Annotated in this window: 24 protein-coding genes; 9 read left to right on the top strand and 15 right to left on the bottom strand. The window is 61.4% G+C overall.

All coding sequences use genetic code 11. The features are described 5' to 3' along the window. Positions 1 to 273 (bottom strand): DUF3572 domain-containing protein, encoded by a 273-nt coding sequence (locus tag QA637_RS04620; RefSeq protein ID WP_283063916.1) that lies wholly within the window; start codon positions 271 to 273, stop codon positions 1 to 3. Between the two features lie 234 nt (positions 274 to 507). Between QA637_RS04620 and QA637_RS04625 the strand changes: the two genes are divergently transcribed. Both QA637_RS04625 and QA637_RS04630 read left to right on the top strand, forming a co-directional pair. Then, complete coding sequence (locus QA637_RS04625; RefSeq protein ID WP_037382972.1) at positions 508 to 879, top strand: response regulator; 372 nt, start codon at positions 508 to 510, stop codon at positions 877 to 879. Positions 880 to 896: 17 nt separating this feature from the next. Next, positions 897 to 2,264: a PleD family two-component system response regulator gene (locus QA637_RS04630; RefSeq protein ID WP_283063922.1), complete on the top strand. Its 1,368-nt coding sequence runs from the start codon at positions 897 to 899 to the stop codon at positions 2,262 to 2,264. Positions 2,265 to 2,815: 551 nt separating this feature from the next. On the opposite strand, the gene rpmG is transcribed toward QA637_RS04630, so the two are convergent. The 10 genes from rpmG to QA637_RS04680 form a co-directional block, all read right to left on the bottom strand. Beyond that, positions 2,816 to 2,983, bottom strand: coding sequence for a 50S ribosomal protein L33 (gene rpmG, locus QA637_RS04635; protein ID WP_153436600.1), 168 nt, complete (start codon positions 2,981 to 2,983; stop codon positions 2,816 to 2,818). A gap of 93 nt (positions 2,984 to 3,076) precedes the next feature. Further along, positions 3,077 to 4,261: an MFS transporter gene (locus QA637_RS04640; RefSeq protein WP_283063924.1), complete on the bottom strand. Its 1,185-nt coding sequence runs from the start codon at positions 4,259 to 4,261 to the stop codon at positions 3,077 to 3,079. Positions 4,262 to 4,274: 13 nt separating this feature from the next. After that, a complete protein-coding gene (locus tag QA637_RS04645; RefSeq protein ID WP_428843119.1) occupies positions 4,275 to 4,991 on the bottom strand; it encodes an NUDIX hydrolase in 717 nt (238 codons plus the stop codon). Then, on the bottom strand, positions 4,988 to 5,443 hold the full coding sequence (locus tag QA637_RS04650; RefSeq protein ID WP_283063928.1) for a DUF983 domain-containing protein: 456 nt from the start codon (positions 5,441 to 5,443) through the stop codon (positions 4,988 to 4,990). The genes QA637_RS04645 and QA637_RS04650 overlap by 4 nt, the downstream gene beginning before the upstream one ends. A 41-nt stretch (positions 5,444 to 5,484) precedes the next feature. Next, entirely contained in the window at positions 5,485 to 7,854 is a 2,370-nt protein-coding gene (gene rnr, locus QA637_RS04655; RefSeq protein WP_283063930.1) for a ribonuclease R, read from the bottom strand. A gap of 2 nt (positions 7,855 to 7,856) precedes the next feature. Continuing rightward, a complete protein-coding gene (gene topA, locus QA637_RS04660; RefSeq protein ID WP_283063932.1) occupies positions 7,857 to 10,532 on the bottom strand; it encodes a type I DNA topoisomerase in 2,676 nt (891 codons plus the stop codon). A gap of 228 nt (positions 10,533 to 10,760) precedes the next feature. After that, positions 10,761 to 11,912 (bottom strand): DNA-processing protein DprA, encoded by a 1,152-nt coding sequence (gene dprA, locus QA637_RS04665; protein ID WP_283063934.1) that lies wholly within the window; start codon positions 11,910 to 11,912, stop codon positions 10,761 to 10,763. Next, positions 11,912 to 12,523, bottom strand: coding sequence for a glycerol-3-phosphate 1-O-acyltransferase PlsY (plsY, locus tag QA637_RS04670; RefSeq protein ID WP_283063935.1), 612 nt, complete (start codon positions 12,521 to 12,523; stop codon positions 11,912 to 11,914). Before plsY ends, dprA begins: the two co-directional genes overlap by 1 nt. 29 nt (positions 12,524 to 12,552) lie before the next feature. Then, entirely contained in the window at positions 12,553 to 13,845 is a 1,293-nt protein-coding gene (locus tag QA637_RS04675) for a dihydroorotase (RefSeq protein WP_283063937.1), read from the bottom strand. After that, positions 13,842 to 14,783, bottom strand: coding sequence for an aspartate carbamoyltransferase catalytic subunit (locus QA637_RS04680; RefSeq protein WP_283063939.1), 942 nt, complete (start codon positions 14,781 to 14,783; stop codon positions 13,842 to 13,844). The genes QA637_RS04675 and QA637_RS04680 overlap by 4 nt, the downstream gene beginning before the upstream one ends. A 251-nt stretch (positions 14,784 to 15,034) precedes the next feature. Between QA637_RS04680 and QA637_RS04685 the strand changes: the two genes are divergently transcribed. The 3 genes from QA637_RS04685 (at position 15,035) to QA637_RS04695 (ending at position 17,714) form a co-directional block, all read left to right on the top strand. Then, positions 15,035 to 16,687: an acyl-CoA dehydrogenase family protein gene (locus QA637_RS04685; protein ID WP_136504310.1), complete on the top strand. Its 1,653-nt coding sequence runs from the start codon at positions 15,035 to 15,037 to the stop codon at positions 16,685 to 16,687. Positions 16,688 to 17,235: 548 nt separating this feature from the next. Next, positions 17,236 to 17,379 (top strand): hypothetical protein, encoded by a 144-nt coding sequence (locus tag QA637_RS04690; RefSeq protein WP_283063942.1) that lies wholly within the window; start codon positions 17,236 to 17,238, stop codon positions 17,377 to 17,379. Then, positions 17,376 to 17,714 carry a DUF6105 family protein gene (locus QA637_RS04695; protein ID WP_283063943.1) on the top strand — a complete coding sequence of 113 codons (339 nt, stop codon included), beginning with the start codon at positions 17,376 to 17,378 and terminating at the stop codon, positions 17,712 to 17,714. Before QA637_RS04690 ends, QA637_RS04695 begins: the two co-directional genes overlap by 4 nt. Here the strand turns inward: QA637_RS04695 and ruvX are convergent. Beyond that, positions 17,663 to 18,145: a Holliday junction resolvase RuvX gene (gene ruvX, locus QA637_RS04700; RefSeq protein WP_283063945.1), complete on the bottom strand. Its 483-nt coding sequence runs from the start codon at positions 18,143 to 18,145 to the stop codon at positions 17,663 to 17,665. The genes QA637_RS04695 and ruvX overlap by 52 nt on opposite strands. A gap of 152 nt (positions 18,146 to 18,297) precedes the next feature. On the opposite strand from ruvX, the gene QA637_RS04705 reads away from it, so the two are divergent. The 3 genes from QA637_RS04705 to gatA all read left to right on the top strand — a co-directional run bounded on the left by QA637_RS04705 (position 18,298) and on the right by gatA (position 20,925). Beyond that, positions 18,298 to 19,002 (top strand): metal-dependent hydrolase, encoded by a 705-nt coding sequence (locus tag QA637_RS04705; RefSeq protein WP_283063946.1) that lies wholly within the window; start codon positions 18,298 to 18,300, stop codon positions 19,000 to 19,002. 102 nt (positions 19,003 to 19,104) lie between these two features. Then, positions 19,105 to 19,392 (top strand): Asp-tRNA(Asn)/Glu-tRNA(Gln) amidotransferase subunit GatC, encoded by a 288-nt coding sequence (gene gatC / locus QA637_RS04710; RefSeq protein ID WP_283063948.1) that lies wholly within the window; start codon positions 19,105 to 19,107, stop codon positions 19,390 to 19,392. A gap of 51 nt (positions 19,393 to 19,443) precedes the next feature. Beyond that, positions 19,444 to 20,925, top strand: a complete 1,482-nt coding sequence (gatA, locus tag QA637_RS04715) for an Asp-tRNA(Asn)/Glu-tRNA(Gln) amidotransferase subunit GatA (protein ID WP_283063949.1) — start codon at positions 19,444 to 19,446, stop codon at positions 20,923 to 20,925. Between the two features lie 100 nt (positions 20,926 to 21,025). On the opposite strand, the gene QA637_RS04720 is transcribed toward gatA, so the two are convergent. Then, entirely contained in the window at positions 21,026 to 21,520 is a 495-nt protein-coding gene (locus QA637_RS04720) for a nucleoside deaminase (RefSeq protein ID WP_283063950.1), read from the bottom strand. Between the two features lie 462 nt (positions 21,521 to 21,982). Here QA637_RS04720 and QA637_RS04725 point away from each other — a divergent pair, with 462 nt between their 5' ends. After that, positions 21,983 to 23,428 (top strand): GGDEF domain-containing protein, encoded by a 1,446-nt coding sequence (locus QA637_RS04725; RefSeq protein WP_283063951.1) that lies wholly within the window; start codon positions 21,983 to 21,985, stop codon positions 23,426 to 23,428. 69 nt (positions 23,429 to 23,497) lie between these two features. Here the strand turns inward: QA637_RS04725 and QA637_RS04730 are convergent, their stop codons facing one another. Both QA637_RS04730 and QA637_RS04735 read right to left on the bottom strand, forming a co-directional pair. Beyond that, positions 23,498 to 23,752, bottom strand: coding sequence for a YjhX family toxin (locus QA637_RS04730; RefSeq protein WP_153436620.1), 255 nt, complete (start codon positions 23,750 to 23,752; stop codon positions 23,498 to 23,500). A 287-nt stretch (positions 23,753 to 24,039) separates the two neighbouring features. Beyond that, the gene (locus tag QA637_RS04735) at positions 24,040 to 26,223 is read right to left on the bottom strand and encodes a DUF3857 domain-containing transglutaminase family protein (RefSeq protein WP_283063952.1); all 2,184 of its coding nucleotides are present in this window, start codon (positions 26,221 to 26,223) and stop codon (positions 24,040 to 24,042) included. Positions 26,224 to 26,350: the final 127 nt, after the last annotated feature.

The following is a 26,350-nucleotide window of genomic DNA, read 5'->3' on the forward strand; positions in this document are numbered from 1 at the left end:
TCAACTATCCTCGAAATCCGATGCACCGGAGAGAAGGTGGTGCGCGCGGACCACTTCTTCCGGTCGCGTTTGCGTCGCCTCGCAAAAGGCCATCAGCGTCGGCTCGTGGTCCATCAGGAAGGCGACCAAGCCGCCCATGAAACCCGGCTCGCCGATTGCCGTGCGCAGTGAACCGGGGTCGGTGCCGGTCAGGCCGAGGAAGCGGGACAGAAGTTCCGGTTCGTCGGCGAGCCAGGCGAGGATGGCGATTGCCGTTTCGTCAGCGCTCTTCATGGTGTCGAACCTCTCGTCATCTTTCGCCCGGAATTACCTATTTTTCAACCAAATAGCGCTAGCCTCGCGACTGAGGAAATGGGCCGAGTCGTTGATTGTGCAACTTATATGTCCAGAGCGAGATGAGGAAAAGTGTTTGCGGTTTTCCGCTCGCATCCCGCTCTCGCTTATTGGAATCGATCACATCGAGACCTCGTGGACTTGCAAGGCGGCTGCGGACAGTAAGGTATCGACATGCCCAAACAGGTGATGATTGTTGAGGACAACGAGCTGAATATGAAGCTCTTCCGCGACCTGATTGAGGCTTCTGGCTATCAGACGATCCAGACGCGCAACGGCATGGAGGCGCTCGAGCTTGCGCGCAAACACCGGCCCGACCTGATCCTGATGGATATCCAGTTGCCCGAGGTTTCCGGCCTGGAGGTCACCAAGTGGCTCAAGGAAGACGATGAGCTGCATGTCATTCCGGTCATTGCCGTAACCGCATTCGCCATGAAGGGCGATGAGGAGCGCATTCGCCAGGGCGGTTGCGAAGCCTATGTCTCCAAACCGATTTCGGTTCCGAAATTCATCGAAACAATCAAGACCTATCTGGGCGATGCCTGAGCGTCGGGAAACTTGAGATGACAGCACGTATCCTCGTCGTCGATGACGTACCAGCCAACGTGAAGCTCCTCGAGGCGCGGCTGCTGGCTGAATATTTCGACGTCTTGACGGCCGGGGACGGGCAATCTGCGTTGGCGATCTGCGAAAAGACGCCCGTGGACCTGGTGCTGCTCGATATCATGATGCCAGGCATGGATGGTTTCGAGGTCTGCGAGAGGCTGAAGGCGAACAGCCGGACCGCGCATATTCCAGTGGTGATGGTGACGGCGCTCGATCAACCGTCCGATCGGGTACGTGGACTGAAGGCCGGTGCCGACGATTTCCTCACCAAACCGGTCAACGACCTGCAACTGATGTCGCGCGTCAAGAGCCTGGTGCGGTTGAAGAACGTCAGCGACGAATTGCGCCTTCGCGCGCAAACGGCGCACACGATCGGTCTGCAGGACCTTGCCCGCCCGGATCGCCCGGATGAGCCGGGTAACATTCTGCTGGTCGACGCGCGCGCCTCATCCCAGGAGCGGCTCCTGCGCGCCCTGAAACCGATCGCCGACGTGTCGATCATATCGGATCCTCAGGCTGCCTTGTTCGAGGCGGCCGAAAGCAACTTCGACCTGGTCATCGTCAACGCGAACTTTGACGACTACGATCCGCTGCGTTTGTGCTCGCAACTGCGTTCGCTGGAGCGCACGCGCTTCATACCGATCCTGCTGGTCACGGAGCAGGGACGCGACGAGATGGTCGTTCGGGCGCTCGAACTTGGCGTGACGGACTATGTCATGCGCCCCGTCGATCCCAATGAGCTGGTGGCTCGCACGCTGACGCAAATCCGCCGCAAGCACTGCAATGACCGGCTGCGGGCGAGCGTCCAGCAGACTATCGAACTGGCGATCACCGATGATCTCACGGGCCTGCACAATCGGCGTTACCTGGACAATCATCTGAAGCTGCTGATGGACCGCGCCGCTGCCCGCGGACGACCGCTCTCCATCTGCATTACCGATATCGACCGCTTCAAGCACATCAACGATACCTACGGCCATGATGCGGGCGACGAAGTGTTGCGCGAATTTGCCAACCGCGTGCGCGCGACGGTCCGGGGTGCGGATCTCGCGTGCCGGTTTGGTGGCGAGGAATTCGTGATCGTCATGCCCGACACTACCCCGGAAATGGCTGCAATCGTCGCCGAACGCCTTCGTCTGATGGTTGAGAGCCGAGCCTTCGCTATTCCCCAGGCTGATGCGGTTCATCCCGTCACGGCCTCGCTCGGCATCTCCAGCCTAAGGGCGGACGGCGATACGCCGGAAGCGTTGTTGAAGCGCGCCGACATGGCGCTCTATCAAGCCAAAAACAACGGGCGCAACAGGGTTGTCGCGGCGGCCGCCTAACCTTGAGGGCGGCAAGTAATGCGGTCAATCGACCGCGATTAGAATGCTCCTTTCAGGCTCTTGTTAAGTTTCTTTAAAGTTGTATTCTCCGCTGCGTCGCGGGTGCTGGGGCAAAGCATTTCCATAAGCGGCAGATTCGGCATTGTCCGAATATGAGACAGAATTAACCAAACGCCGAGCAACCTTGCTCCGGCGATTAAGAATTCGTTGATTTTTTTTTATTTTCAGGCAATGCTGATACGTATGGAGCGTGACTTCCATCACCAATCGGTTACCCCATGATGCTCAGGTCCGCCGCATCTCCTGGGTCGTGGGGTCGGTCGGCTGGTTCTCGACGCTCGCGGATTCCTCGTGCCGCAGTCGGAAGCCAGTCGACCCCCTTTCAAAACGCCGCTTCGCAAGAGGCGGCGTTTTTCGTTCCAGTTCAGCTAGATAGTTCCATTCGGCGACGCGAGCTGCGCGCAGTTGAGATGCTCGTCGAAGGCGACCAGACAAAAGAAAAGCGCCGGTCCTTGCGGACCGGCGCCTGAAGACTGAATGGAACGCTGATCTTACTTGATCTTCGTTTCCTTGAACTCGACGTGCTTCTTTGCGATCGGGTCGTATTTGGTCTTCGTCATCTTTTCCGTCATCGTACGGCTGTTCTTGGTCGTGACGTAGAAGAAACCCGTGTCGGCTGTCGACAGCAGCTTGATCTTGATGGTGGTAGCTTTCGCCATGGTCGTCCTGCCTTTATAAAAATGAAAGCCGTGGACAACCGGTTGCGGGCCACGGGCAAGGTTGGCGCGAAACTACAAATCGCGACCGAAAAGTCAAGGCCGTTTTGGCTTCAAAACGATCCGGACCACTGAAAGCGCAACATAAAGCCCGAAGAAAGCCGCGATCGCCCAGGCAAAACCGTCGTTGCCGGTAACGTCCATTGCGGCGCCGATCACCTGCGGGCCGGCAACAGTGCCGACGGCGTAGGAGAAAACAAAGGCGGCATTGGCCGCTGCAAGATCGGCGCCCTGGAGGCGGGAACCCAGATGGCTGAGGCCGACCGTGTAGAGGCCGGAAACGCAACCGCCCCAGAACAACAGCACGAGCGCCATCAGAGCCCAGCTTTCGACCAGCATCGGGAGACAGAGGGCGCCAATGAGGCCGATCAGCGTCATCGCTGAGAGAAGTGTACGGCGATCTTTCACCTGGTCGGACAGCATGCCCAGCGGAATCTGGAAGATGAAGTTCCCGACTCCCATGACGGTCAGCAGCAGCGCAGCTTGCGATTCGGTAAAGCCGGCCCGCGTGCCGAAAATCGGGAACAGCGAGAGACCGCCCGATTCGACGGCGCCGAAAATGAACACTGCGGCGGTTGCCGTGGGAACGAGGAACACATAGCGCATGAAATGGAGCTCGGGCTTCTCGTCGAGGACGGGGCTTTCATTGCGCGCCAGAAAGATCGGTATCGACGCAAGCAAGATCACGCCGGCGCCAACGGCGAAGGGCAATATACCTTCGCTGCCAAGGATCGAGAAGAGCAGGGGACCGCTGGCAAAACCGAGCGAAAGGACGGTGCCGTAGATACCGAGCACGAAACCGCGCCTGTTGGGAGGTGCCGTTGCGTTGATCCAGAATTCGGAGAGGATGAAAAGCACGGTAATCGCGCCGTGAAAGACGACGCGCAAGGGAAACCACAGCCAGAAATTCGTGATGTAGTAAAACCCGAGCGCGCTCACAGCCGCAAAAAGTATCGCCAGGAGCATTGTCTGGGCGACGCCGTGACGGTGCGCGAATTTCGTCGTGAACGGTGCTGCCGCCATGGAAGCGAAGCCGGCCATCGCCGAGTTGAACCCGATCAGTGTCGAGGGGATTCCGCGCTTCTCCATGATGATGCTGAGCAGCGGCAACCCCAGGCCGATGGCAATGCCGACCGCCGTGATTGCAGCAACGGCCGCAATCAGCGAAAGCCAGTGAATTTCGTCAACCGGTGCAGGCGTACCGGACGGCGGCTTTGACATTCGATAAGAACCCTTAGAGGAGCGTGCGGACAAAGCGCCCACGGCGCATGAAGTAAAACGGCACTGACCTTTCACGAGGAAGGGAGGGATCCGATTCGAGGCTGCTCCTCAGGTCCGCAAGGATCGTGGCGGTGATCTCCGGTATCCGGAGAGGTGGAAGGTCGTTCACATCGATCCACTGCAAATCCTGAAGCTCCCGGCTTTCCAGAATCAGCGAGGCGTCGATATCGGCCTCATCCGCGAAAACCGCGAAGAAACGTGTGTCGAACCGCCTCGAGTGTCCCGGAGGAGTAATGGCCCGAGCCATATAGCGCAAGTCTGCAAGATCGGGAAGGAAGGGAAGTGCGGCACTCGGTTCGACGATTGGCTTGCCGACGCGGACGCCGGCCTCCTCGTAAAGCTCCCTCACAGCGGCCAGAGCGAGCGCCCGCGCCCGGGCTTCGGTCAGCGGTCGCCCTTCGACCGACTTCAGCGATTGCAGAACGGCCGGATCGAGATCGCCCGCAAAGGCCAGCCGATAGTCGGAGGGATCGCGCCGGCCGCCGGGGAAGACATAGACGTCGGGCATGAAGGCATGGGCGCTGTGGCGTTTTCCCATGAGCACACGAACGCGCGCGTCTGACCGGTCGAGGACCATGATCGAAGCTGCGTCCCGCGGCCTTACGGGCCGTCCTCTCGGGGGGCCGGATTGCGGCGAAGCTGCGCTGCCACTACGGCGCTCCAATGTCATGCCGAGGCGTCTCGCGGCGGAAGGATGTCTTCCGGGGTATCTTCCTTGCCGCCGAAACCATGCATCCTGAGAGCCCACTGCAGTCCAATGACGGCACCCTTGACCGGCTGCAGCAGCGCAACGGAACTCGCAAGCGTGACTGGCGCCCAAATCGCCAGATGCTGCCAGGTCGAAAGCGGGAACACGAGGTCGGTCATCATGTAGCCGGCGAGCACGGCATGGCCGACGATCGTCACGACGATATAGGGCGGGAAGTCGTCGGCGCGATGGTGATCCATGCGCTCGCCGCACGCAGCACAGGCATCGACGGACTTGATGAAGGCCCGGAAAAGGCGCGCTTCGCCACAGGCAGGGCACCGGCCGAGGAAACCGCGCTTGATCGAGCGCGTGACGGCACGCTCCCCGTCCTCCGCTCCCCCAAGCTGGAGCTTTTCGATGGCCGCTGTCTTCATATCGATATCCTTCATGTCCGACACCGCATTCCTGTCGGTTGCTATCTCCTGCCTCGCGGCGGCCGCGTTCCAGGTCGCTTGCGCGCACCGGACCGATCGCGGCGGCCGGCCTTGTGGAAGGAGCGTGTTGCGGTCGGCATCTTTCGCCCTTCGCTCAGCATCTCGAAGCGGAGCGCACCGGCGAGCGGCACGGCCTCCTCCAGTTTGACGCGCACCGGATCTCCGAGACGATAGCCAAGTCCGGATTTTTCGCCTGACAGTGCCTGATGGGCCTCGTCATAGATGTAATAGTCGCGTCCGAGCGTAGATATAGGGACAAAGCCGTCGGCACCATAGGCAGGCAGGGTGACAAAAAGTCCCGCCTTGGTGACGCCTGAGACGCGACCGTCGAACTCCTCGCCGATGCGCCCGTTCAGGTGATGCGCGATCAACCGGTCGATCGTATCGCGCTCGGCCGCCATCGCCCGCCGCTCGAAGGTGGAAATCTCGGCGGCGATATCGTCGAGCGCACCTTCCTCCTGCGGCGTCGTCCCGCCCGCGCCGAGGCCGAGCGCGGTGACCAGGGCGCGATGGACGACCAGATCGGCATAGCGTCGGATAGGGGAGGTGAAGTGGGCATACTTCATCAGGTTCAAGCCGAAATGCCCGATATTTTCAGGGCTGTAGATCGCCTGGCTTTGCGAGCGCAGCACCATTTCGTTGACCATCGTCTCGTAAGGTTTGCCCTCTGCCTTGGAGAGAACCCCGTTGAAGTGGTTCGAACGCATGTTGCCGCCCTTGACGAGCGAGATGTCGAGCGTCGCGAGGAATTCGCGAAGCGTCTCCTGTTTTGCAAGCGACGGCTGATCGTGAATGCGATAGATGAGCGCCTGCCGCTTCTGTTCCAGCGTCTCTGCCGCGGCGACATTCGCCTGGATCATCATTTCCTCGATCAGCTTATGCGCGTCGAGGCGTTCCGGCACGAAGACGCGGTCCACGGTGCCGTCGGGCTTCAGGATGATCTTGCGCTCCGGCATGTTGAGCTCGAGCGGCTGACGCCGGTCGCGTCCGCGCGTGAGTATGCGGTACGCCTCCCAGAGCGGCTTGAGGATCGTTTCCAGGATTGGGCCGGTCTTGTCGTCCGGCGCCCCGTCGATCGCGGCCTGGGCCTGGTTGTAGGAAAGCTTGGCGGCGCTGCGCATCATGATGCGGTGGAACGTGTGTCCGGCCTTGCGACCCTCTTTCGAAAAGCGCATCCGGACAGCAAGCGCAGGACGGTCGACACCTTCCTTCAAGGAGCAGAGATCGTTGGAAATGCGCTCGGGCAGCATCGGCACGACACGGTCGGGGAAATAGACGGAGTTTCCGCGCTTCAACGCTTCGAGGTCGAGAGCGGACTTCGGCTGCACATACCAGGAGACGTCAGCAATCGCGACGGTGACGATCACGCCGCCTGGATTGTCGGGCGAGGGGTCCGGCTCCGCGTAGACGGCGTCGTCATGGTCCTTGGCATCGGTCGGATCGATGGTGATGAGCGGCAGCGAGCGCCAGTCTTCGCGGTGTTCCATCGTCGCCGGACGTGCTGCCTGTGCCTCGTTCAGCACCCGCTCGGAAAAGACGTAGGGAATTCCATGCGCATGAATGGCGATCATCGAGATCGCCTTCTCCGACGCAACGGAGCCGATGACGTTCTGCACCTGGGCGCGCGGCAGGCCATACCGCCCAAGGCGGGCAAGATGCACCTCCACAAGATCGCCGTCCTTGGCGCTGCCGGTGAATTCCGGATCGACCAGGATTTCTTCGCCGCGCTTGTCGATCGGCATCAGCCGCCCGCCGCCGCCGGGAGTGGGGCGAAAGACGCCGAGCACGGCATCCTTGCGCTTGTCGAGGACCTTGATGATGCGCGCGGTATAGGCGGGGCCGCCGCGGTCCTTCGAGGGAAATATCTTCGCCAGTACCCGGTCGCCGAGACCGCCGACGGGCGCCTTGCCCTTTGCCTTGCCGACAGCGGATTGCTTGATAAGGACGGCGGGCGCGACGCCGTCGTCATCCAGCCATTCCGCCGGCCGGCCGATCAATTCGCCATCGATGTCGCGTATCGTGATATCGAGAACGGTGACGGGCGGCAGACCGCCCGGGCGGACGAGCGATTTGCGTTTCTTCTCGACCAGTCCATCCTCTTCCAGCGAGCGCAGCAGTGCCTTCAGTTCGACGCGTGCCTCTCCCTTCAGGCCGAAGGCCTTGGCGATTTCCCGCTTGGAGGCCTCCTGCGGGTTCTCTGCGATGAAGCGCATCAGCACATCGCGCGGCGGAACCGCGCCATGAATGATCGTCTCCCTTTCGGCGGCAGGTGCCGCCTTGGCCGCGCGGCCGTTCTTCTTGTTTGCGCCCTTTCCGGGCCGTTCCGTCGGGTCGCGCGGGATTCTGGTCAACGTCAGTCCTTCTTGGCCTTCGCGGCCGTTTTCGGTTTCGCCTTGGCGGCGGTCTTCGGCTTGGCAGTCTTTACCGCGCCGTTCGAGGCAGTCTTGGCGGTCTTTGTCGTCGTTGACTTGGCTTTGGTCGCCTTGCCCTTCGTCGTGCCGCCCTTGGCGGCTCGTTCGGCAATGAGCGCCAGCGCTTCTTCGACGGTCACGGTTTGCGGATCCTTGCCCTTCGGCAACGTGGCATTGACCTTGCCCCAGTTTACATAGGGACCGAACCGCCCGTCGCGCACCGTGATCGGGCCGCCGTCCGGGTGTTCTCCGAGTTCCTTGAGCGCGGCCGCGGCAGTACGTCCGCGGGAGCCGTTGGCGCCCTTCGACTGCTTGTCCGCGAGCACCGAAACCGCGCGGTTGAGCCCGATCGAAAAGACATCCTCGATCGAATCCAGATTGGCGTAGGTGCCGTTGTGCAGCACGAAGGGTCCGTAGCGCCCGAGACCGGTGGAGATCATCTTGCCGGTTTCCGGATGCGCGCCGATGTCGCGCGGCAGCGACAGCAGTGCAATCGCCTTTTCATGGTCGATCGATGCCGGCGTCCAGCCTTTCGGCAGGCTGGAGCGCTTTGCGTCCTTACCTTCGCCGCGCTGGACATAGGGACCAAACCGCCCGCTGCGCAGCGTGATTTCCTCGCCGGTATGCGGATCCTTGCCGAGGCTCATCGGCTCGCTCGATACCGACGCTTCCGCATCGCCATTGCTTTCGGAGGAAAGCTGGCGCGTGTAGTTGCACTCCGGGTAGTTGGAGCAGCCGACAAACGCACCGTATTTCCCGAGCTTCAGCGAGAGTTTTCCGGTCCCGCAGACCTGGCAAATGCGCGGATCGCTGCCGTCCTCACGTTTCGGGAAAACGAGCGGCGCCAGCTCCTCGTTGAGGGCATCGAGGACGTTGGTGACGCGCAGTTCCTTGGTATCTTCGATCTGGGAGAAGAAATCCCTCCAGAACTCGCGCAGGACGTCCTTCCAGTTGAGGTCGCCGGCGGAAATCTGATCGAGCTTCTCCTCCAGAGACGCGGTGAAGTCATACTCCACATAGCGCGTGAAGAAGCTCTCCAGGAAGGCCGTTACAAGGCGGCCCTTGGCCTGGGGTACCAGCTTGCGCTTGTCGGTGGTCACATAGTCCCGGTCGAGGAGCGTCGTGACTGTTGCGGCATAGGTCGAAGGACGGCCGATGCCGAGTTCTTCCATCTTCTTGATCAGCGTCGCTTCCGAATAGCGCGGCGGCGGTTCGGTGAAGTGCTGGGTGGCGTTGATCTTCTGCTTGGCGAGGTTCTCCCGCGCGTTGATCTCCGGCAGCCGACCGTCCTCGTCGCCGTCGTCGGCCTGCTCACCGTCTTCTTTCATGTCGGTATAGGCCGCGATGAAGCCGTCGAAACGGATCACGGAGCCGGTGGCCCTGAGGCCCGCCTTCTTGCCGGCGTTGTCGGCGATGATCTCGGCGGTCGTCCGTTCGATTTCGGCCGAAGCCATCTGGCTCGCGATGCCGCGCTTCCAGATGAGATCGTAAAGCTTGAGCATATCGCCGTCGAGGAAGCGGCGCACCTGGTCGGGCACACGGTTGAAATCCGTCGGTCGGATGGCCTCGTGCGCTTCCTGGGCGTTTTTCGCCTTGGTGGAGTAGAAGCGCGGCTTTTCCGGCCGGTAGCGTTCACCGAACTGGCTGGTGATTGCCCGGCGCGCAGCGTCGATCGCCTCGGGCGCCATCTGCACGCCGTCTGTACGCATATAGGTGATGAGACCAACGGTCTCGCCGCCGATATCGACACCCTCGTAGAGCTTCTGGGCAACCTGCATAGTACGCGAGGCGGAGAACCCGAGCTTGGAAGAGGCAGCCTGTTGCAGCGTCGAGGTGGTGAAGGGCGGTGCCGGATTGCGCTTGACCGGCTTTGCCTCGACGCTTTCGACCACATAGCTCGCGCCATCGAGCAGGGTCTTCAGCCGATTGGCCTCTTCGCCATTGCCGATCGCTTTCGACTGCAGCCGCTTGCCGTCGGCCGAGACGAGGCGCGCTTCGAACTCGTCGCCGCGCGGCGTCTTCAGGAGCGCAGAGATATTCCAGTATTCCTCGGTGACAAAACGTTCGATTTCCGCTTCGCGATCGCAGACGAGGCGCAGCGCCACGGACTGCACACGGCCGGCCGAACGCGCGCCCGGCAACTTGCGCCAAAGGACCGGGGACAGGTTGAACCCGACGAGATAGTCAAGCGCCCGTCTGGCGAGATAGGCGTCGACCAGCGAGATATCGATATCGCGCGGCTCGGCCATTGCATCGAGCACGGCCTTTTTCGTGATCGCGTTGAAGACAACGCGCCTGACCGGCTTGTCGCCGATGACCTTCTTCTTCTTGAGAAGGTCTAGCACATGCCAGGAGATTGCCTCGCCCTCGCGATCCGGGTCGGTTGCGAGAATCAGGCCGTCCGACGATTTCACGGCGTCGGCGATATCCTTCATACGTTTCGCTGAAGCGCCGTCAACCTCCCAGGACATCTCGAAGTCTTCGTCCGGGCGCACCGACCCATCCTTGGCCGGCAAGTCCCGCACGTGGCCGAACGAAGCAAGCACCTTGTAGCCGGGACCCAGGTACTTGTTGATCGTCTTGGCCTTGGAAGGCGATTCCACCACTACAACATTCATCGTCATTCTCTGAGACAATCTCTTTTGGCAGTGCGCAAATGCGGCGCGCCGGATATTGACGCCACGAAATGGACAGGGATTCGGGCGCGGTCAAGGGGTTTCATTGAAAATAGCAATATCGCCACAGACCGCAACCAAACGGCAAATTGCGAGTTTTCTCAACCGAGGGTCGTTCTTTCCGCGAGTCTGCGTGGGCTTCGATGGCGCGGAGCAGCCCGTGGCGGCACGTCATTCCTTGGGGACGAGAGACACCAGGCTCGCCCCATGCCGGCAGAGCTGGCCCGCGAGATCCAGTTCAAGAAGCACGAGGTGAACCTGCGAGGGCGAGAGCGCGGTGTGGCGGATGATATCGTCGATTTCGACCGGCGTCGGCCCGAGCGCTTCGATGATGCGGTTGCGTTCGCTGTCGTCCGGTGCCGCAGGTGCTGCTCGCGTGTTCTCGATCGTCGGCTCCTTTACGTCCAGACGCGTCAGGAGGTCGTCTCGCGTGAGGGGCGCCAGCGCCTCCAGGACGTCGGCGGAGGATGTCGTAATGGTCGCGCCCTGTTTCAAGAGATCATTCGTGCCATGGCAGCGCGGATCGAGCGGTGATCCGGGAACCGCGAAGACCAGCCTGCCGAAGTCGGCGGCATAACGGGCGGTGATCAGCGAACCGGACCGATTGGCCGCCTCGACGACAGCGACTCCCAGACTGACGCCGGCGATGAGCCGGTTTCGCCGCGGAAAATCGCGGGCGCGGGGTTCCCAGCCGAAGGGCATTTCGCTGATCGCCAGTCCTTCGCCGGATGTGATCTCCTGCAGCAGCTCGATGTTCTCAGGCGGATAGGGCTGGTCGAGGCCGCCGGCAAGTGCCGCGATCGTGCCGGTCCGGAGGCTTGCGCGATGGGCGGCAGTATCGATTCCACGGGCGAGCCCCGAGGTGATGACATAGCCTGCCGCTCCAGCATCGCGCGCGATCATGGCGGCGAACTTCGCTCCGCTCACTGACGCATTGCGTGAACCGACGATACCGAGGGAAGGGCGCGTCGCCGCCCGGACATTGCCCTTCACGGCAATGAGCGGCGGAGCGCCGTCGATCTCTCTCAATGCCGGGGGATAATCCGGCTCGCCGATCCCGACGAAGACGGCGCCGAACCTGTGCGCCGCCTCGAGCTCTCGTTCCGCATCCGCGATGGTCGCAATGCGAAATGTGCGATCCGAGTCGCCGCGCCGGGAAAGGTCGGGCAGCGCTTCAAGCGCCGCTTCTGCCGTGCCGAAGTGATTGATCAGGTCCCGGAAGGTAGCGGGGCCGACATTGTCGCTGCGAATCAGCCGCAGCCAAGCGATTTTCTGCCGTTCCGTCAGCGCGATTCCTGTGTGTTGGGCGCTGACGTTCAACATTATCCCTTTTCCCCGATCCGGCTTTCCGTGCCGCTAAGCAGTCGCTGGATGTTGGCACGATGCTTGGTCCAGGTGATGACGGTCATGATAGCGAACAGCAGTGCCACTTTTCCATACCCGGTCGCATAAAGCGCAACGGGCACGAGGGCTGTCGCTGTGAGGGCGCTCAGCGACGAGTAACGCGTGATCTTGGCCATGGCGAGCCAGATTGCACCGAAGACGAGCACCATTACCGGTGCAAGGCCCAGCAACACGCCGATATAGGTTGCAACACCCTTGCCGCCCTTGAACGAGAGCCAGACCGGATAGAGATGTCCGAGGAAAGCGGCGAGGCCCGCGGCAAGGCCAGCCTCGATGCCCCACCGAGAGGCGATGGCGGCAGCGGCTGTGCCCTTGAGCGCATCGAGGAGGAGGGTCGCCGCGGCAAGCTTCTTGTTGCCGGTTCGAAGTACGTTCGTGGCGCCGATGTTGCCCGAGCCTATCTGGCGGACGTCACCGAGGCCTGCCATGCGCGTAAGAATGAGGCCGAAGGGGATCGACCCCAGAAGATAGCCGAAGACGAGACATGCAAACGTCGCGGGCAGCCCGAGCTGCCAGGATAATAACTCCACCGGTTCCTCCCCCGCCTATCAGCTCCGGTCTACGCTGAATGCACCAGCTTGCCCGCAACATAAGTTTGGACGACGCGTCCGGTAAAGCGGGCATTTTCAAAAGGCGTGTTCTTCGAGCGTGAAACCAGCGCTTTCTCATAGAGGACCCAGGGTTCATCGAGGTCGAGAACGGTGACGTCGGCTTTCGCGCCCGGCTTCAGCGTGCCAGCTTCGAGGCCGAAGATCGCCGCCGGGCGCGTGGACATCGCATCGATCAGCCGCATCAGCGGCACCTGGCCGCTGTGGTAGAGGCGAAGCGCGGCCGCTGCCAGCGTTTCAAGGCCAATCGCGCCATCGGCGGCGTCGGAGAAGGGCAGGCGCTTGGTGTCGACATCCTGCGGATCATGCGATGATACGATGATGTCGATCGTCCCGTTTGCAAGAGCCTCGGCCATCGCGACGCGGTCGTCTTCGCAGCGGAGCGGAGGCGACAATTTGAAGAAGGTCCGATACTCGCCGATGTCGTTTTCGTTCAGCGTCAGATGATTGATCGAGATGCCACAGGTGACGTTTGTGCCGCGCTCTCGCGCGACGCGCACGACGTCTGCCGACTCCGGTACAGAAATCTCGGCGGCGTGGTAGGCGGCCTTGGTCAGTCCGGCGATGCGAAGGTCGCGTTCGAGCGGAATGATCTCCGCTTCGCGCGGAACGCCCGGAAGGCCGAGCCAGCTTGCGAGCAAGCCCTCGTTCATGACGCCGTTGGCGCCGAGATATTTGTCGCGAGCCTCAAGCGCGACGACAGCACCGAATTCGCGCGCGTAGGTCATGGCGCGGCGCAGCACCAGCGTGTCGTGAACCGGCTGCCGGCCGTTGGTGAAGCAGACGGCGCCCGCGTCGCGAAGCAGCCCGATTTCGGTCATCTCTTCCCCGAGCAGGCCCTTGGTGAGGGCTGCAGCCGGGTGAATGTTGACGAGCGCCTTGTCGCGCGCGGTCTTCTGCACGAACTCGACGAGGGCGATTTCGTCGATAACCGGATCTGTGTCCGGCATGGCGATGAACGAGGTAACGCCGCCTGTCGCCGCCGCACGGGAGGCCGACTCGATCGTCTCGCGATGCTCGCTTCCGGGTTCGCCGACGAAGACGCGCGCATCGACGAGACCCGGGACTGCCGTAAGACCGGCGCAGTCCTTAACGAAAGCGCCGTCCGGCGCACCCTGGTTCTGGGCGTCGCTGCCGGCTGCAAGAATGCGGCCGTCGCTGCCGACGATGATCGTGCCCGTTTCGTCGAGGGCCCGCGACGGATCGACGATGCGCAGGTTTTTCAGAACGAGTGGTCTGGTCATAGGCGCGGCCCCTGGTTCTGCGAGAGGAGAAGCGTTTCCATCACGGCCATACGCACGGCGACGCCCATCTCGACCTGCTGTTCGATGACGCTTTGCGGACCGTCGGCTATTTCGGAAGCGATCTCGACGCCTCGGTTCATCGGCCCCGGGTGCATCACCAGCGCATCGTCCTTGGCCGCTTTCAGCTTCTCGGCGTCGAGGCCGTAATAGTGGAAATATTCGCGCACGGAGGGCACGAAGGAGCCGGCCATGCGCTCGCGCTGCAGCCGCAGCATCATGACGACGTCCGCGCCTTTCAGTCCTTCCGCCATGGAGTGGTAGACCTCGACGCCCATCTGCGCGATCCCGGAGGGGAGCAGTGTCGCCGGTGCGACGACGCGTACGCGCGCTCCCATCTCGTTCAGCAGCAGAATGTTGGATCGGGCGACGCGCGAATGCAGGACGTCGCCGCAGATCGCGACGACGATCCGCGAGAGCTTGCCCTTGGCACGGCGGATCGTCAGCGCGTCGAGGAGCGCCTGGGTCGGGTGCTCGTGCTGACCGTCGCCGGCATTCACGACCGAGCAGGAAACTTTCTGGGCAAGCAGCGCCGCAGCACCCGCCGAGGAGTGGCGCACGACCAGCACGTCGGGATGCATCGCATTTAGCGTCATCGCCGTATCGATCAGCGTCTCGCCCTTCTTCACCGAGGAATTGCCGACGGACATGTTCATCACATCGGCACCGAGACGCTTGCCCGCCAGTTCGAACGAGGACTGCGTCCGGGTCGAGGCTTCGAAGAAAAGATTGATCTGCGTCAGCCCGCGCAGCGAGGAGGTTTTCTTCTCCCGCTGCCGGGAGATCTTGACGGCTTCGTCGGCGCGATCGAGCAGGAGCGTGATGTCCTGTTCCGTGAGGCCCTTGATGCCGAGCAGGTGGCGATGCGGGAAAGTGATCATGAGCCGCCCTTGCACTCTCTACCGCATGTCTCCTTAAATCGACCTCGATTTAAGGAAAAAGACATGCAGCAATTCAATATGCTACAGCGACCTTTGCGCGTCGATGAGACGCGCGGCGCTGTAGATTGGCTCGCTCTATAAAGCGTGGTCAGGGGCCGGGCAAGCGGCGCACCACCCCTTCCGCAGAAAACTTGCGTCGGCTCCAGGGCGCGCCTGTTTCGCGCCTGCGAAACTTGCGCTAGAACCGGCCCATGAATCAGATGAACCGGACTGAACAGAAACTCGCCGAGCTGAACCAGCCAAAACCCTGGTCCGGTGTCAACGCCTATCGCTCCGATCCTCTCGTCGTCGACATCACGTCGAGCATGCCGAAGACGTTGCGTGACGAATTCGACGTGCTCGGTCGTTACGTCACCTCGCCGGAAGCGCAGGAACTGGCGCGCATGGCCAACGAGGGCGTGCCGAAGCTGAAGACCCACGGCCCCCGTGGTGAGCGCCTCGATGTCGTCGAGTTCCATCCGGCCTGGCACGCGCTGATGCGCCGGTCGATGACGACGGGTCTGCATTCGTCCGCCTGGGAAAACCTGGCGGATGAAAGAGGCCGCTCGCACAAGGCGAGAGCGATCCGCTTCTACCTGACGGCGCAGCTCGAATGCGGCCATCTCTGCCCGTTGACGATGACGAGTGCGTCGGTTGCCGCCATCACCGCGTCTCCGGCGGTCCAGAAGGAATGGGCGCCGAAGATCCTGTCGCGCAAATATGATTCCTCCAACCGCCCCTGGATGCAGAAGAGCGCAGTCACCATCGGCATGGGCATGACGGAGAAGCAGGGTGGCACCGACGTCCGGGCCAACACCTCGACAGCGGAGCGCGTCGGGGAGGGCATCTATCGTCTGAACGGTCACAAGTGGTTCATGTCCGCGCCGATGAGCGATGCTTTCGTGATGCTCGCGCAGACGCGCGACGGGCTCGGCTGCTTCCTGGTGCCGCGACTGCTCGAGGACGGTTCCGCCAACGGACTGCGCTTCCAGCGTCTGAAGGACAAGCTCGGCAATCGCTCCAATGCTTCGTCCGAGGTGGAGTTTTCCGACACATTCGGCTTCATCCTCGGAACGCCCGACGCCGGTATCCGTACGATCCTCGACATGGTGACATTGACGCGGCTCGACTGCGCGCTGGCTTCCGCCGGCATGATGCGCGCATCGCTCGCCGAAGCCGTTCACCATACCCGCGGCCGCAAGGTTTTTGGCAAGACACTGATCAGCCAGCCGATGATGACGCGGGTTCTGGCCGACATGGCGCTCGACGTCGCGGCGGCGAGCGCGCTGTCGTTCCGTCTTGCCGATGCCTTCGACAAGGCGCATGGCAGTGCCGAGGATGCCGCCTATGCCCGCATCATGACGCCCGTCGCGAAATACTGGTGCTGCAAGATCGCTCCCGGCCTGATCTACGAGGCGATGGAATGCCTCGGCGGCAACGGCTATGTCGAGGAGCGCGCGCTCGCCCGGCATTATCGCGAGGCGCCGGTCAACGCCATCTGGGAGGGATCCGGCAACGTCATGGCGCTCGACGTGCTGCGCGTGCTCGGGCGTCGCAAGGAGCTGTTCGAACAGCTCTTCGGTATCTTCAGCCGCGATCTTGGCCCCTCCGGTCGCAAGACGATCGACGTTCTGCGCGCGGCCATGTCGCTCTGCGAACGCGACGAAGGCGCGGCCCGCATGCTGGTCGAGCAGCTTGCGCTCGCGGCAGCGGCCGCCGAACTCTACCGGCTCGGCGCGGGACGCATCGCCGACGCATTTCTGGAGTCGCGCCTGGCAGCCGGCTGGCGGTCGACTTACGGCATGCTCGATTCGCGCTTCGATTCCGCCTACGTGCTCGATCTGCTCTATCCGGCGGCGACGTAACCGCCCATTCAGTGGGTTCAAGCATCTCGGACGCCTGCGCGGAACGAGCGCGGCGGAGACTTTCATAGGTGACCGATACGGCGTTGTGAGAAACGATACATTCCAGCTCGCTGGAAGCGAGAGTGGAACCGTCGGCGGCGTCAATAATAATTGGGACACCTTCATTGGCGGTGGCGGAACCGATCGAATCTACGTCGCCCCCAAGTCCGGTTACTCCTGGACCGCCATCATGATCGCCGACAACGGATTGGATAGCGTTGAAAGGCATCGTGTTCAACATATCTGCTCAGAATTGCTACCCGATATGGGAAATCCGGCAGACCCGCGTCGGGTGCTCTGCGGTTGTGGAAAGCCTGCGCTGATGTCCGCCGCCTCTGCACCCGGGGGGCGACGCAGTGTTGCGTTGGGCTTCGCACCGCAAGCCACCGCTCGTCTGTGAATATTAACCTTAACAAATGGTTTACGTTGCGGGCGCGCCCCCAAGGGTGGAGATTAACCAGGTAAATTCAAGAAAAAATCGGGAACGGAGCGGTTCGGTGAGAACTGGCTTGTTGATCATCATGATGATGTTTTTCGCGGGGGTGCCGCTCGACATTGGACGGCTCGCGGTCGCTCTTTTGGTGTTCGTGCTGGCCGAGCGAGCGCTCTATCCGCTGTTTTGCCGGCAGATCGTGGAAAGGGGGAGCGCATGAAGTGGCTCCTGATATTTTGGGCCGCCCCGGTCACGCTGCTGACCGGCTGGTACGGTCTTTCCTATTACGACATGAGCTTCGGCGTCTTCATGTTGACGCGTCAGGCGCATGACCTGGTTTTCGCGATCTATGGCCACGTGCTCGGAATACCGCCCGAAACCATCCCGCCGCTCGTCGCGCGGGCGATTGTCGTCGATAGCGCCATCGTATTTGCGCTTGTCGCCTTTAGGAAACGTCGCCAAATCATCGCCTGGTACCGGCGCCGTTTCGGCGCGCCGCCCGCTCAATCGCGGGAGGCGTTCGCGAGCGATGCCAATCTGTCGAGCGCTCCCTGAAGAATGAAGGAGGCGGCGGCGGAGTCGATGCGCTCTGCCCGCTTCTTCCGGGATACGTCCATTTCGATCAGGACCCGCTCCGCCGCGACCGTCGAGAGCCGTTCGTCCCAAAGCACGAAGGGAATGTCCGTCTTCTCTCCCATGTTCCTGACGAAGGCGCGCGTCGCCTGGCAGCGCGGTCCCTCGGTCCCGTCCATATTGACGGGCAGGCCGATGACGAAGGCCGCAATCTTTTCCTTTGCTGCCACGGCCAGGAGCGCTTCCGCATCGACGCCGAACTTGACGCGCCGGATCACGTCGCGCGGCGTCGCGAAGCGCCGACCGAGATCGGAGACCGACAGCCCGATCGTCTTGGTGCCAAGATCGAGGCCCGCAATCGCCCGGTTGGGCGGCAAGGATGCTGCCAGTTCTTCGATTGTAAGAATTGCCATGGGATTTCCCGATTCGATCTTTCCACTTGTGTCCTTTGATCCATATGCTTGTCCGACAGATAAATCATCAGAGCGGTCCGCCTAACCCTTTAAAAACGATCACGCATGTTCGGTCGCTTCGGCCAAACTTACCGTGACCCAAGGAGAACGTCATGAAGATCAAATGGCTCGGCCATTCCGCCTTCCACATCGAAACGGCGAAGGCCAAAATCCTGATCGATCCCTTCTTCACCGGGAACCCGGCATTTCGTGAAAGCGAGCGCAAGGCGGCGACCGCGGGGCTGACGCACATCCTGCTCACGCATGGCCATGGCGACCATGTCGGCGACACCGTCGCGATCGCCAAGGAAACCGGAGCCATGGTGGTGGGTAATTTCGACCTTTGCATGTGGCTCGGACGGCAGGGCGTCTCGAATATGGATCCGGGCAACACCGGCGGCACGATCCAGCTTGGCACCTTCTCGGTAACTCTCGTCACCGCGCTTCATTCCTCGGCGCAGATCACCGAAGACGGCGTTTCCCATTCGCTGGGAAGCGCCGGCGGCCTGGTGCTTCACTTCGACGACGAGCCGACGCTCTATCATATGGGCGACACGGATATCTTCTCGGACATGGCGCTGGTCCACGAGTTGCATGAGCCCGACATCGGCATCGTGCCGATCGGCGACCGCTTCACCATGGGCGGCGCGGTGGCCGCTCTTGCCTGCCAACGCTATTTCAAGTTCAACACGGCCATCCCCTGCCATTATGGCTCGTTCCCGATCATCGACCAGACGGCGCAGACCTTCGTCGCCGGCATGGATGGCGCCTCGACGCTGGTCGCGACACCTGAAGTCGGTGGCATAGTCACTCTCTGATGAGCAACTGCGGCCTGGCACGCCCGTCGGCGACATTCGCCCGTTGCACGTTGTGCAACTCGTCTTTATAGCGGGGGAAACTTTGAGATACCGGAGACGATCATGTCCGTAGACCTTGCCACCGTAAAGCGCGTCGCGCGCCTTGCCCGCATCGCCGTCAGCGAAGAGGAAGCCGAACGGATGATGGGTGAGCTCAATGGCATTCTCGGCTTCGTCGAGCAGCTTTCCGAGGTCAATGTCGACGGCGTCGAGCCGATGACTTCGGTCACGCCGATGAACATGAAGAAGCGCGCAGACACCGTCGCCGACGGCGACAAGGCTGCCGACATCGTTGCCAATGCACCGAATTCGGACCGCAACTTCTTCCTCGTCCCGAAGGTGGTCGAGTAAAGAAACCGCCTCCCGCCCTGACGTTTCCGATTGCGAAAGCCCGATTGCACCATGACCGAACTTACAAGCCTCACGATCGCCGAAGCCCGCGCGAAGCTTTCCGCCAAGGAAATCACGGCGGTCGAATTGACGGACGCCTACATCGCCGCGATCGAGGCGGCGAATGAGTCGATTAATGCCTATGTCGCCGTGACCCCGGAAAAGGCGCGCGAGATGGCCAAGGCCTCCGATGCCCGTATTGCCGCCGGCAAGGCTGGTGCTTTGGAAGGCATTCCGCTCGGCATCAAGGATCTCTTCGGCACCGAAGGTGTCCATACGCAGGCCTGCAGCCACATTCTCGACGGCTTCGAGCCGCGCTACGAATCGACCGTCACCCAGAACCTCTGGAACGACGGTGCCGTCATGCTCGGCAAGCTCAACATGGACGAGTTTGCGATGGGCTCTTCCAACGAGACGTCCTATTACGGACCGGTCAAGAACCCGTGGCGCGCGAAGAATTCCAATCTGGACCTCGTGCCCGGCGGCTCCTCCGGCGGCTCGGCGGCGGCGGTCGCGGCCCACCTCTGTGCCGGTGCTACGGCGACCGACACGGGCGGTTCCATTCGCCAGCCGGCCGCCTTCACCGGTACCGTCGGCATCAAGCCGACCTATGGCCGCTGCTCGCGCTGGGGCGTCGTCGCCTTTGCCTCCTCGCTCGACCAGGCGGGCCCGATCGCGCGTGACGTGCGCGATGCGGCGATCCTCTTGAAGTCGATGGCCAGCATCGATCCGAAGGATACGACATCCGTCGATCTCCCGGTGCCGGATTATGAGGCGTCGATCGGCAAGTCGATCAAGGGCATGAAGATCGGTATCCCGAAGGAATACCGCGTCGACGGCATGCCCGAGGAAATCGAGACGCTCTGGCAGCAGGGCATTGCCTGGCTGAAGGATGCCGGTGCCGAGATCGTCGACATCTCGCTGCCGCATACGAAATACGCGCTGCCGGCCTATTACATCGTCGCGCCCGCCGAGGCGTCGTCGAACCTGGCGCGCTATGATGGTGTCCGCTACGGCCTGCGCGTCGACGGCAAGGACATCATCGACATGTACGAGAAGACGCGCGCCGCCGGCTTTGGCCAGGAGGTCAAGCGCCGCATCATGATCGGCACCTATGTGCTCTCCGCCGGCTACTACGACGCCTATTACCTGCGCGCGCAGAAGGTCCGGACGCTGATCAAGCGCGACTTCGAACTCGTTTTCGACGCAGGTGTCGACGCGATCCTGACGCCGGCGACGCCGTCCTCGGCCTTCGGCATCGCGGACGAGGATCTCGCAGCCGATCCGGTGAAGATGTATCTGAACGACATCTTCACCGTGACGGTCAACATGGCTGGGCTGCCGGGCATCGCGGTGCCGGGCGGGCTTGATCGCAAGGGTCTTCCGCTCGGTCTGCAGCTTATCGGCAAGCCGTTCGAGGAGGAGACGCTGTTCAAGACGGCGCATGTCATCGAACAGGCCGCTGGCCGCTTCACACCGTCCAAGTGGTGGTAACGTCGGCTCCTGCATGTTTCCTTGAGGAACAAGGACATGCAGCAATTCAAAGTGCTGTAGCGCGCCTGAGGCGCGCTACAGGACAGTCCGTGCATTTCTGCTAACGGCGAGACCAGTATTCTTCGTGGAGTTTCGCCGCCTCTTTCGCAAGCATGGGGCCGACGACTTCCGTTGGGCGCTGACCGGCGGCGAACACGACGTGGCAGGGGAGATCAAGCGTCGGATTTTCCTGGTTATCGCCTATCTGTCGTTTCATCTCTCTCTCGGACAGGCCAAACACAACGCGCCCTATGCCTGCCCAATAGATCGCGCCTGAGCACATGGCGCATGGCTCCGCGGATGTGTACATCGTGCATCCGGCAAGGAAATCCAAAGCATAGGCTTTGCCGGCGCGCGTGGCGAGAAGCCGCTCCGCGTGGGCGGTGCGGTCGCCACCTTCCGAACTGTAGCCATTGCACTGTTCCAGTAAAACATTGCCATCATGGTCGGCGAGAATTGAACCAAATGGGTGATCCCCGCGTTCGCGCGAACGCCGCGCTACATCGAAGGCCTTCCGCAAAAGTGACTCGTCATAAGATCGCTTGGTGCCTGCCATTTTGTGAGCTCCCGAGAACTATCGCAGTTCATTCACCATCTATGCATCCCGTTAACGAAGCGGGCAATTTGTGTTCTCCGCCAAGTAGAAAGCTGCCAGCCAGCGCCGGTTATCTGAAATTCCCCGATGAACAGGTATCAAAAGTCAACTTTGTTCCTTTATGAATTCGTCAGCAAGACCGATTCTTCGCCACCACAAGAACTGCCGCGAAAGGCCCTGGCTGTGATGCAGACTGGATCACGGCACTCGGGACCGCCAGCTTCAGCCTTCCTCTGTCGGCCGCGCAACCATGTGGAGCGGTTCTACAGTCCCTCTTTCACGGATGCTGCCTTTCCCAGATTGCATAGCTCCTGGCGCCTTTATTCACACCTCGTTCACTACTCCTGAAATATTAGGGCCCATGAAATTACGTAGCGACGTGGAGGACGGTCGTTGCCGGCATTTAAGAATAGTATTGAACGATTGACGTTTGTTAAGTTCACCTTTCATCCGTTTTCGATTTTCTGCCTTGGACTGGTCGTTTTCAGCGCCTCGCTGCTCGGTATTTTCAGCCGACCGGTGGGAATGCTGGCCTCTATCTGGCCCGCGAACGCGGTTTTGCTTGGCTTGATGCTGCGCAATCCGTCGCTGGCCTCGCCGGCGGGCTGGCTCTCGGCGGCAACTGGCTATGTGATGGCTGATCTCGTCACTGGATCCGGTCTTTGGCTGGCGATCGGGTTGAACGCCGCAAACCTGATTGGTGTCGGCCTTGGTTATACCCTCTTCATGCAGCTTCGCGAGGAGGATCGACGCCTGCGCCGACCGCTCTCCGTCCTCTACATGTTCGCTGTGGCAACGGCCGCTGGTGTTTGCGCTTCCGTGGTTGGGGCCTCTGCCAGCGTTCATTTTTTCGGTGAGCCCGCCTGGACTGCTTACCTTTCCTGGCTGACGACGGACCTTGTCAACTACACAATTGTGGTGCCGGTGTTCCAGACCATGCCGTCGCTTGTTCGCAGGTCGAGACGGAAGGCGCTTTCGAAGCGCGGCCGGGCCTTGTTGGCGAACCCCTTGCCTCTGATCCTCCTCGTGCTTTCCTGCGGTGCCGCTTTGATCGTCGGCGGTCCGGGCGCTATCGCCTTCCCGGTTCCCGCATTGATTTGGTGCGCGCTGAGCTATGGTCTCTTCGCGACCACGACACTGACGATGACCGTCAGTCTTTTAACGCAGATGGCGGTCGCCTCCGACGCCTTGCGTCTCGGCGTGAGCGGGGTTGCAGAAGCGACGCTGACATCGACGCGGCTCGGGATAACTCTGCTGGCCCTCGGGCCTTTGACGGTGGCGAGTGTCGACTCAGCGCGCCGCAGTCTGATCGCCCGTCTTTCGCATGCGGTCGACTACGATTTTCTGACGCAGTGTCTGGCGCGCGGGGCCTTCATGGCGCGGGCGAACAGCGTGATCGCGCAACTGGAGAAAAGCAACGAACCTGCCTACGCAATGATGATTGACATCGATCATTTCAAGGGCATCAACGACACCCATGGCCATGCCGTCGGGGACCGCGTCTTGCAGGTCGTGGCGCGGACCATCCGCGCCAACCTGCGGGCGGGCGATCTCTTTGGCCGGCTTGGCGGGGAGGAGTTCGCAATCGTGCTAGTGCGCCAGTCCCCCCAGGACGCAAGGGCGGTGGCCGAACGCGTCTTGCATGCTGTGCGTTCCGTGACCGTCGATCTTGAGCATGGCGAGAGGCTCGACGTTACGGCCAGCATCGGTATCGCAACCTCGATGCCGCCGGAGATGGAACTGGCGCATCTGCTGTCTGAAGCCGACGCCGCTCTCTATGGCGCCAAGGCGGCGGGACGGGATCGCGTCGTCGGGCCGATTTCCGCCGCGGAAAAGAGGACTCCACGGGAGGAGATCGCCCGAATCTGAAGGCGCACGATGGCCTATATACGGAAGACCCGGAGGCTGCGACCTCCGGGTAGGCGCGGATCTCGATCGTCAGCGGTTGTTGAGTTCCGATCTGACGAGATAGAGGCCTCGCTCCGTGATGCGATAGGGCTTGCCGCCGGAGGACTTGATCGCCCTCTTGCGTTTGAGCTTTCGGAAAAGCTCGAGGTCCACGCCGGGATACACCCAGCCGTCACGTGTGAAGCAGCGGATTTCGGCGACTGCCTTGCCCTCGCGGATGATTTCGATGCGGCCGCCCTGGGCCAGATGATGGAGAATGCGCTGTTCCGCGCGCGAAATGTCCATGGTTTGAGAGTTCCGGAATGGCGTTCTCGAGGACGCAGGAAAACGTTCCGCAAATCCTGAGATGAGCGGGGTTCACGTTTCCGGCCCGTGCGCGCAAGTCGTGGTGACTGCGGGCAGGGCCCTTACCGGGACTCAGACTGAAAGAACATCAAGACTCCATTCGGATGCTGATTCTTCTAAGAAATGGCGGCCTAGGCGTCAAGGAGTCTCGGCGTTTCCGGATCTGTAGCGGCAGGGCGATGATGAGGGCGAGATAATGTGCTGCGCGTGACAGTGCATCTTACCGATCAGGCAATTGTCGTACTTCGACTCCCGGCGCGGTCATCCCTCGCCGCGGAGTCGATATCCCGCTGAGCAACGACGACAAATGCCGCGACGATTGCACCGAAAAGGAAAAACACAGCAATGCCGATGATCCAAAGGACGGCGACATTAGGCTCCGGCGCGTCGTCGCTGCTTGTGGCGACCGTATCTCCATAGCTGAAGTCATAATACCACTCAGACTTGCGGTTGCTGTTAGCGACAGCTTGGAGATAGGCGCTAGTCGCTTCAGCGGGCACGCGTTCTGCCAGTGTTCGAAAGCTCCATTCCAGTTCGAGACCAGTCGGAAGGGGCGACCCCCTCAGTTTGAGTGAGAAGTGCGGGTTCTCGACGTCCGGCCTTTCCGGCGGGGAGAAGCGGGACTTGAGGTTGGTCACGGTGACCTTGTGGCTCTTGTAGACCGGAGATCCAAGCGCGATCGGTCCGGTACGCCCAACCGCGGTTGGTGCCGGCATGCCGCCGATGCCGATATCTGCCCGCAACGGAAAATTCTTGGCGAGGTCATTGGCGAGGAGAGCCTCGGAGGGAAGTTCGTAAGCCTCCTTTGTCGTCAGAACATTGAGGTCACGGTCATCTGCGGTTTCGAGCATCGCCGTGCTTTTGATGCCCGGATACTGCCGGCTGTAGTATTGAATGTAGTCGTCGGCGAGCTTGGCTTTCGATGCATGTGCGAGCCTGCGGCGCATCCGATCGGCATCAGCGTTGCGGTAGATCGTGTTTACGGTGAGCACCAAGGGTTCGCCATCGCGCCTCGGGAACGCAAACCGTTCCGCGACCGACTGGGTCGGCTCCAACAGTTCCTTCACCGGAAGTTTCTCGAGCGCGGCTCCGGAAGCAACCAGGGGCAATGCAAAGCCATAATCGGGCGGAACAATGTTCGCCGCGCGTCCGCCCTGCAGGTAGTCGGTCGCGTCGAGCCACCAGACCCGTCCGCCTATCTTCGCTTTGACGATCACATGGTCGAAAGCCTGAAGTCCAGGAACGGCATGTTCAAGCGCCCGGCCTTCATCGATGTCAGTGAGAGCCGCCTCGGCTTCGATACCCAGCCGCCGCAAGGCTGAAACGAGGAGCAGCGCTTTGTCCTTGCAATCGCCGAAGCCGCTGGCCAGTACCGCTTCAGGACGGCGTGGCACATATGAGCCCGCTCCCATCGACAGGCTGACATAGCGGATCTCGTCCTGGACTAGTCGCAATGCGGCGATGAGGCGATCCTCGCGTGCACCATGGCGGGCTTCGATTTCAGCGAGCTTGGCCCCGAAATCGGCTGGAAAGCTCTCCGTCGGTTGATAGAAAGGAAGGACGGCATCGACGACGGGCTGCCAGTCGAACTCTGAGGATATCTCAGCGAAGCCGAAATTAGGATAGTCGACCGGCAGATTGTCCTGGGGTTTCACTGGCGCAGGATTGGCTGTTTCCCATAGATAGGTCGTTTCGCCCCCGGACTGTGTGACTCTTGGCTTCAGCCCTGTCCTGACCGCGCGTATGTTGAGCGGCTTTTCTGTCGGCCAGATGATCCGTTCCCTTGTGAGGGCGACGGGCTCGCCCCATTCAGCCTGGAAGCGAGTGTACAGCAGATCCTTCGCCACCGTCGGGGTGACGTCATAGGTGGTGGAATAGTCCACGATATCGCCGAGGCGCACATCGCTGAGATCGACATGCGCCGTGAGGCGGCCGTCAAAAATACCTCTTTCGGAATCCGTCTCCCGGCGAAATATCTCGAACTTAGCGTCACCGAGCTTGTCGATGACAACTCCGTCTCTGATGATCATCAGCCGGTTGAAGGACAGCCTCTCGCGCGAAGGATCGAATTCTATGTCCAGCCTTGCTCCGCTTTCCAGACCGGCCCGGTCGGTCACTTTATAAACCAGGCGCCCGAATATCGCGTACCCGCCGTTTCTATGCCGAATCTGCGTATCCGTCAGGAGGAAAGCGATGCCATTCCTGATCTCGGCGCTGCGTGCCGGATCGAGTTTAGGAATACCGACGATTTCCACCCAATTTTCGGCTGGCGTCTTGCGCACTTGTTCGTCCGCCCTGGCCGTAAAACCCGACCCCAGCAGCATCAAGACGAGAGCAAGAAGAAAAACGAACGAGCTGCGACGCTCCATCAACCGGACCCTTCTATTGAGCCGCTGCGCTCGTTCGGTCATGGAACGGCCACCAATCGATTGGTCCAGGCTGATATGTCAATTCAGAATAGGTAGCGGCAGGATTTTCTAGAAGATAGCCGTACGAACGTCAAGGTTGCGTAGGTCGGGTGTGCTGTATCGATGCGAG

This window comes from Sinorhizobium terangae (assembly GCF_029714365.1).
Lineage (GTDB): Bacteria > Pseudomonadota > Alphaproteobacteria > Rhizobiales > Rhizobiaceae > Sinorhizobium > Sinorhizobium terangae.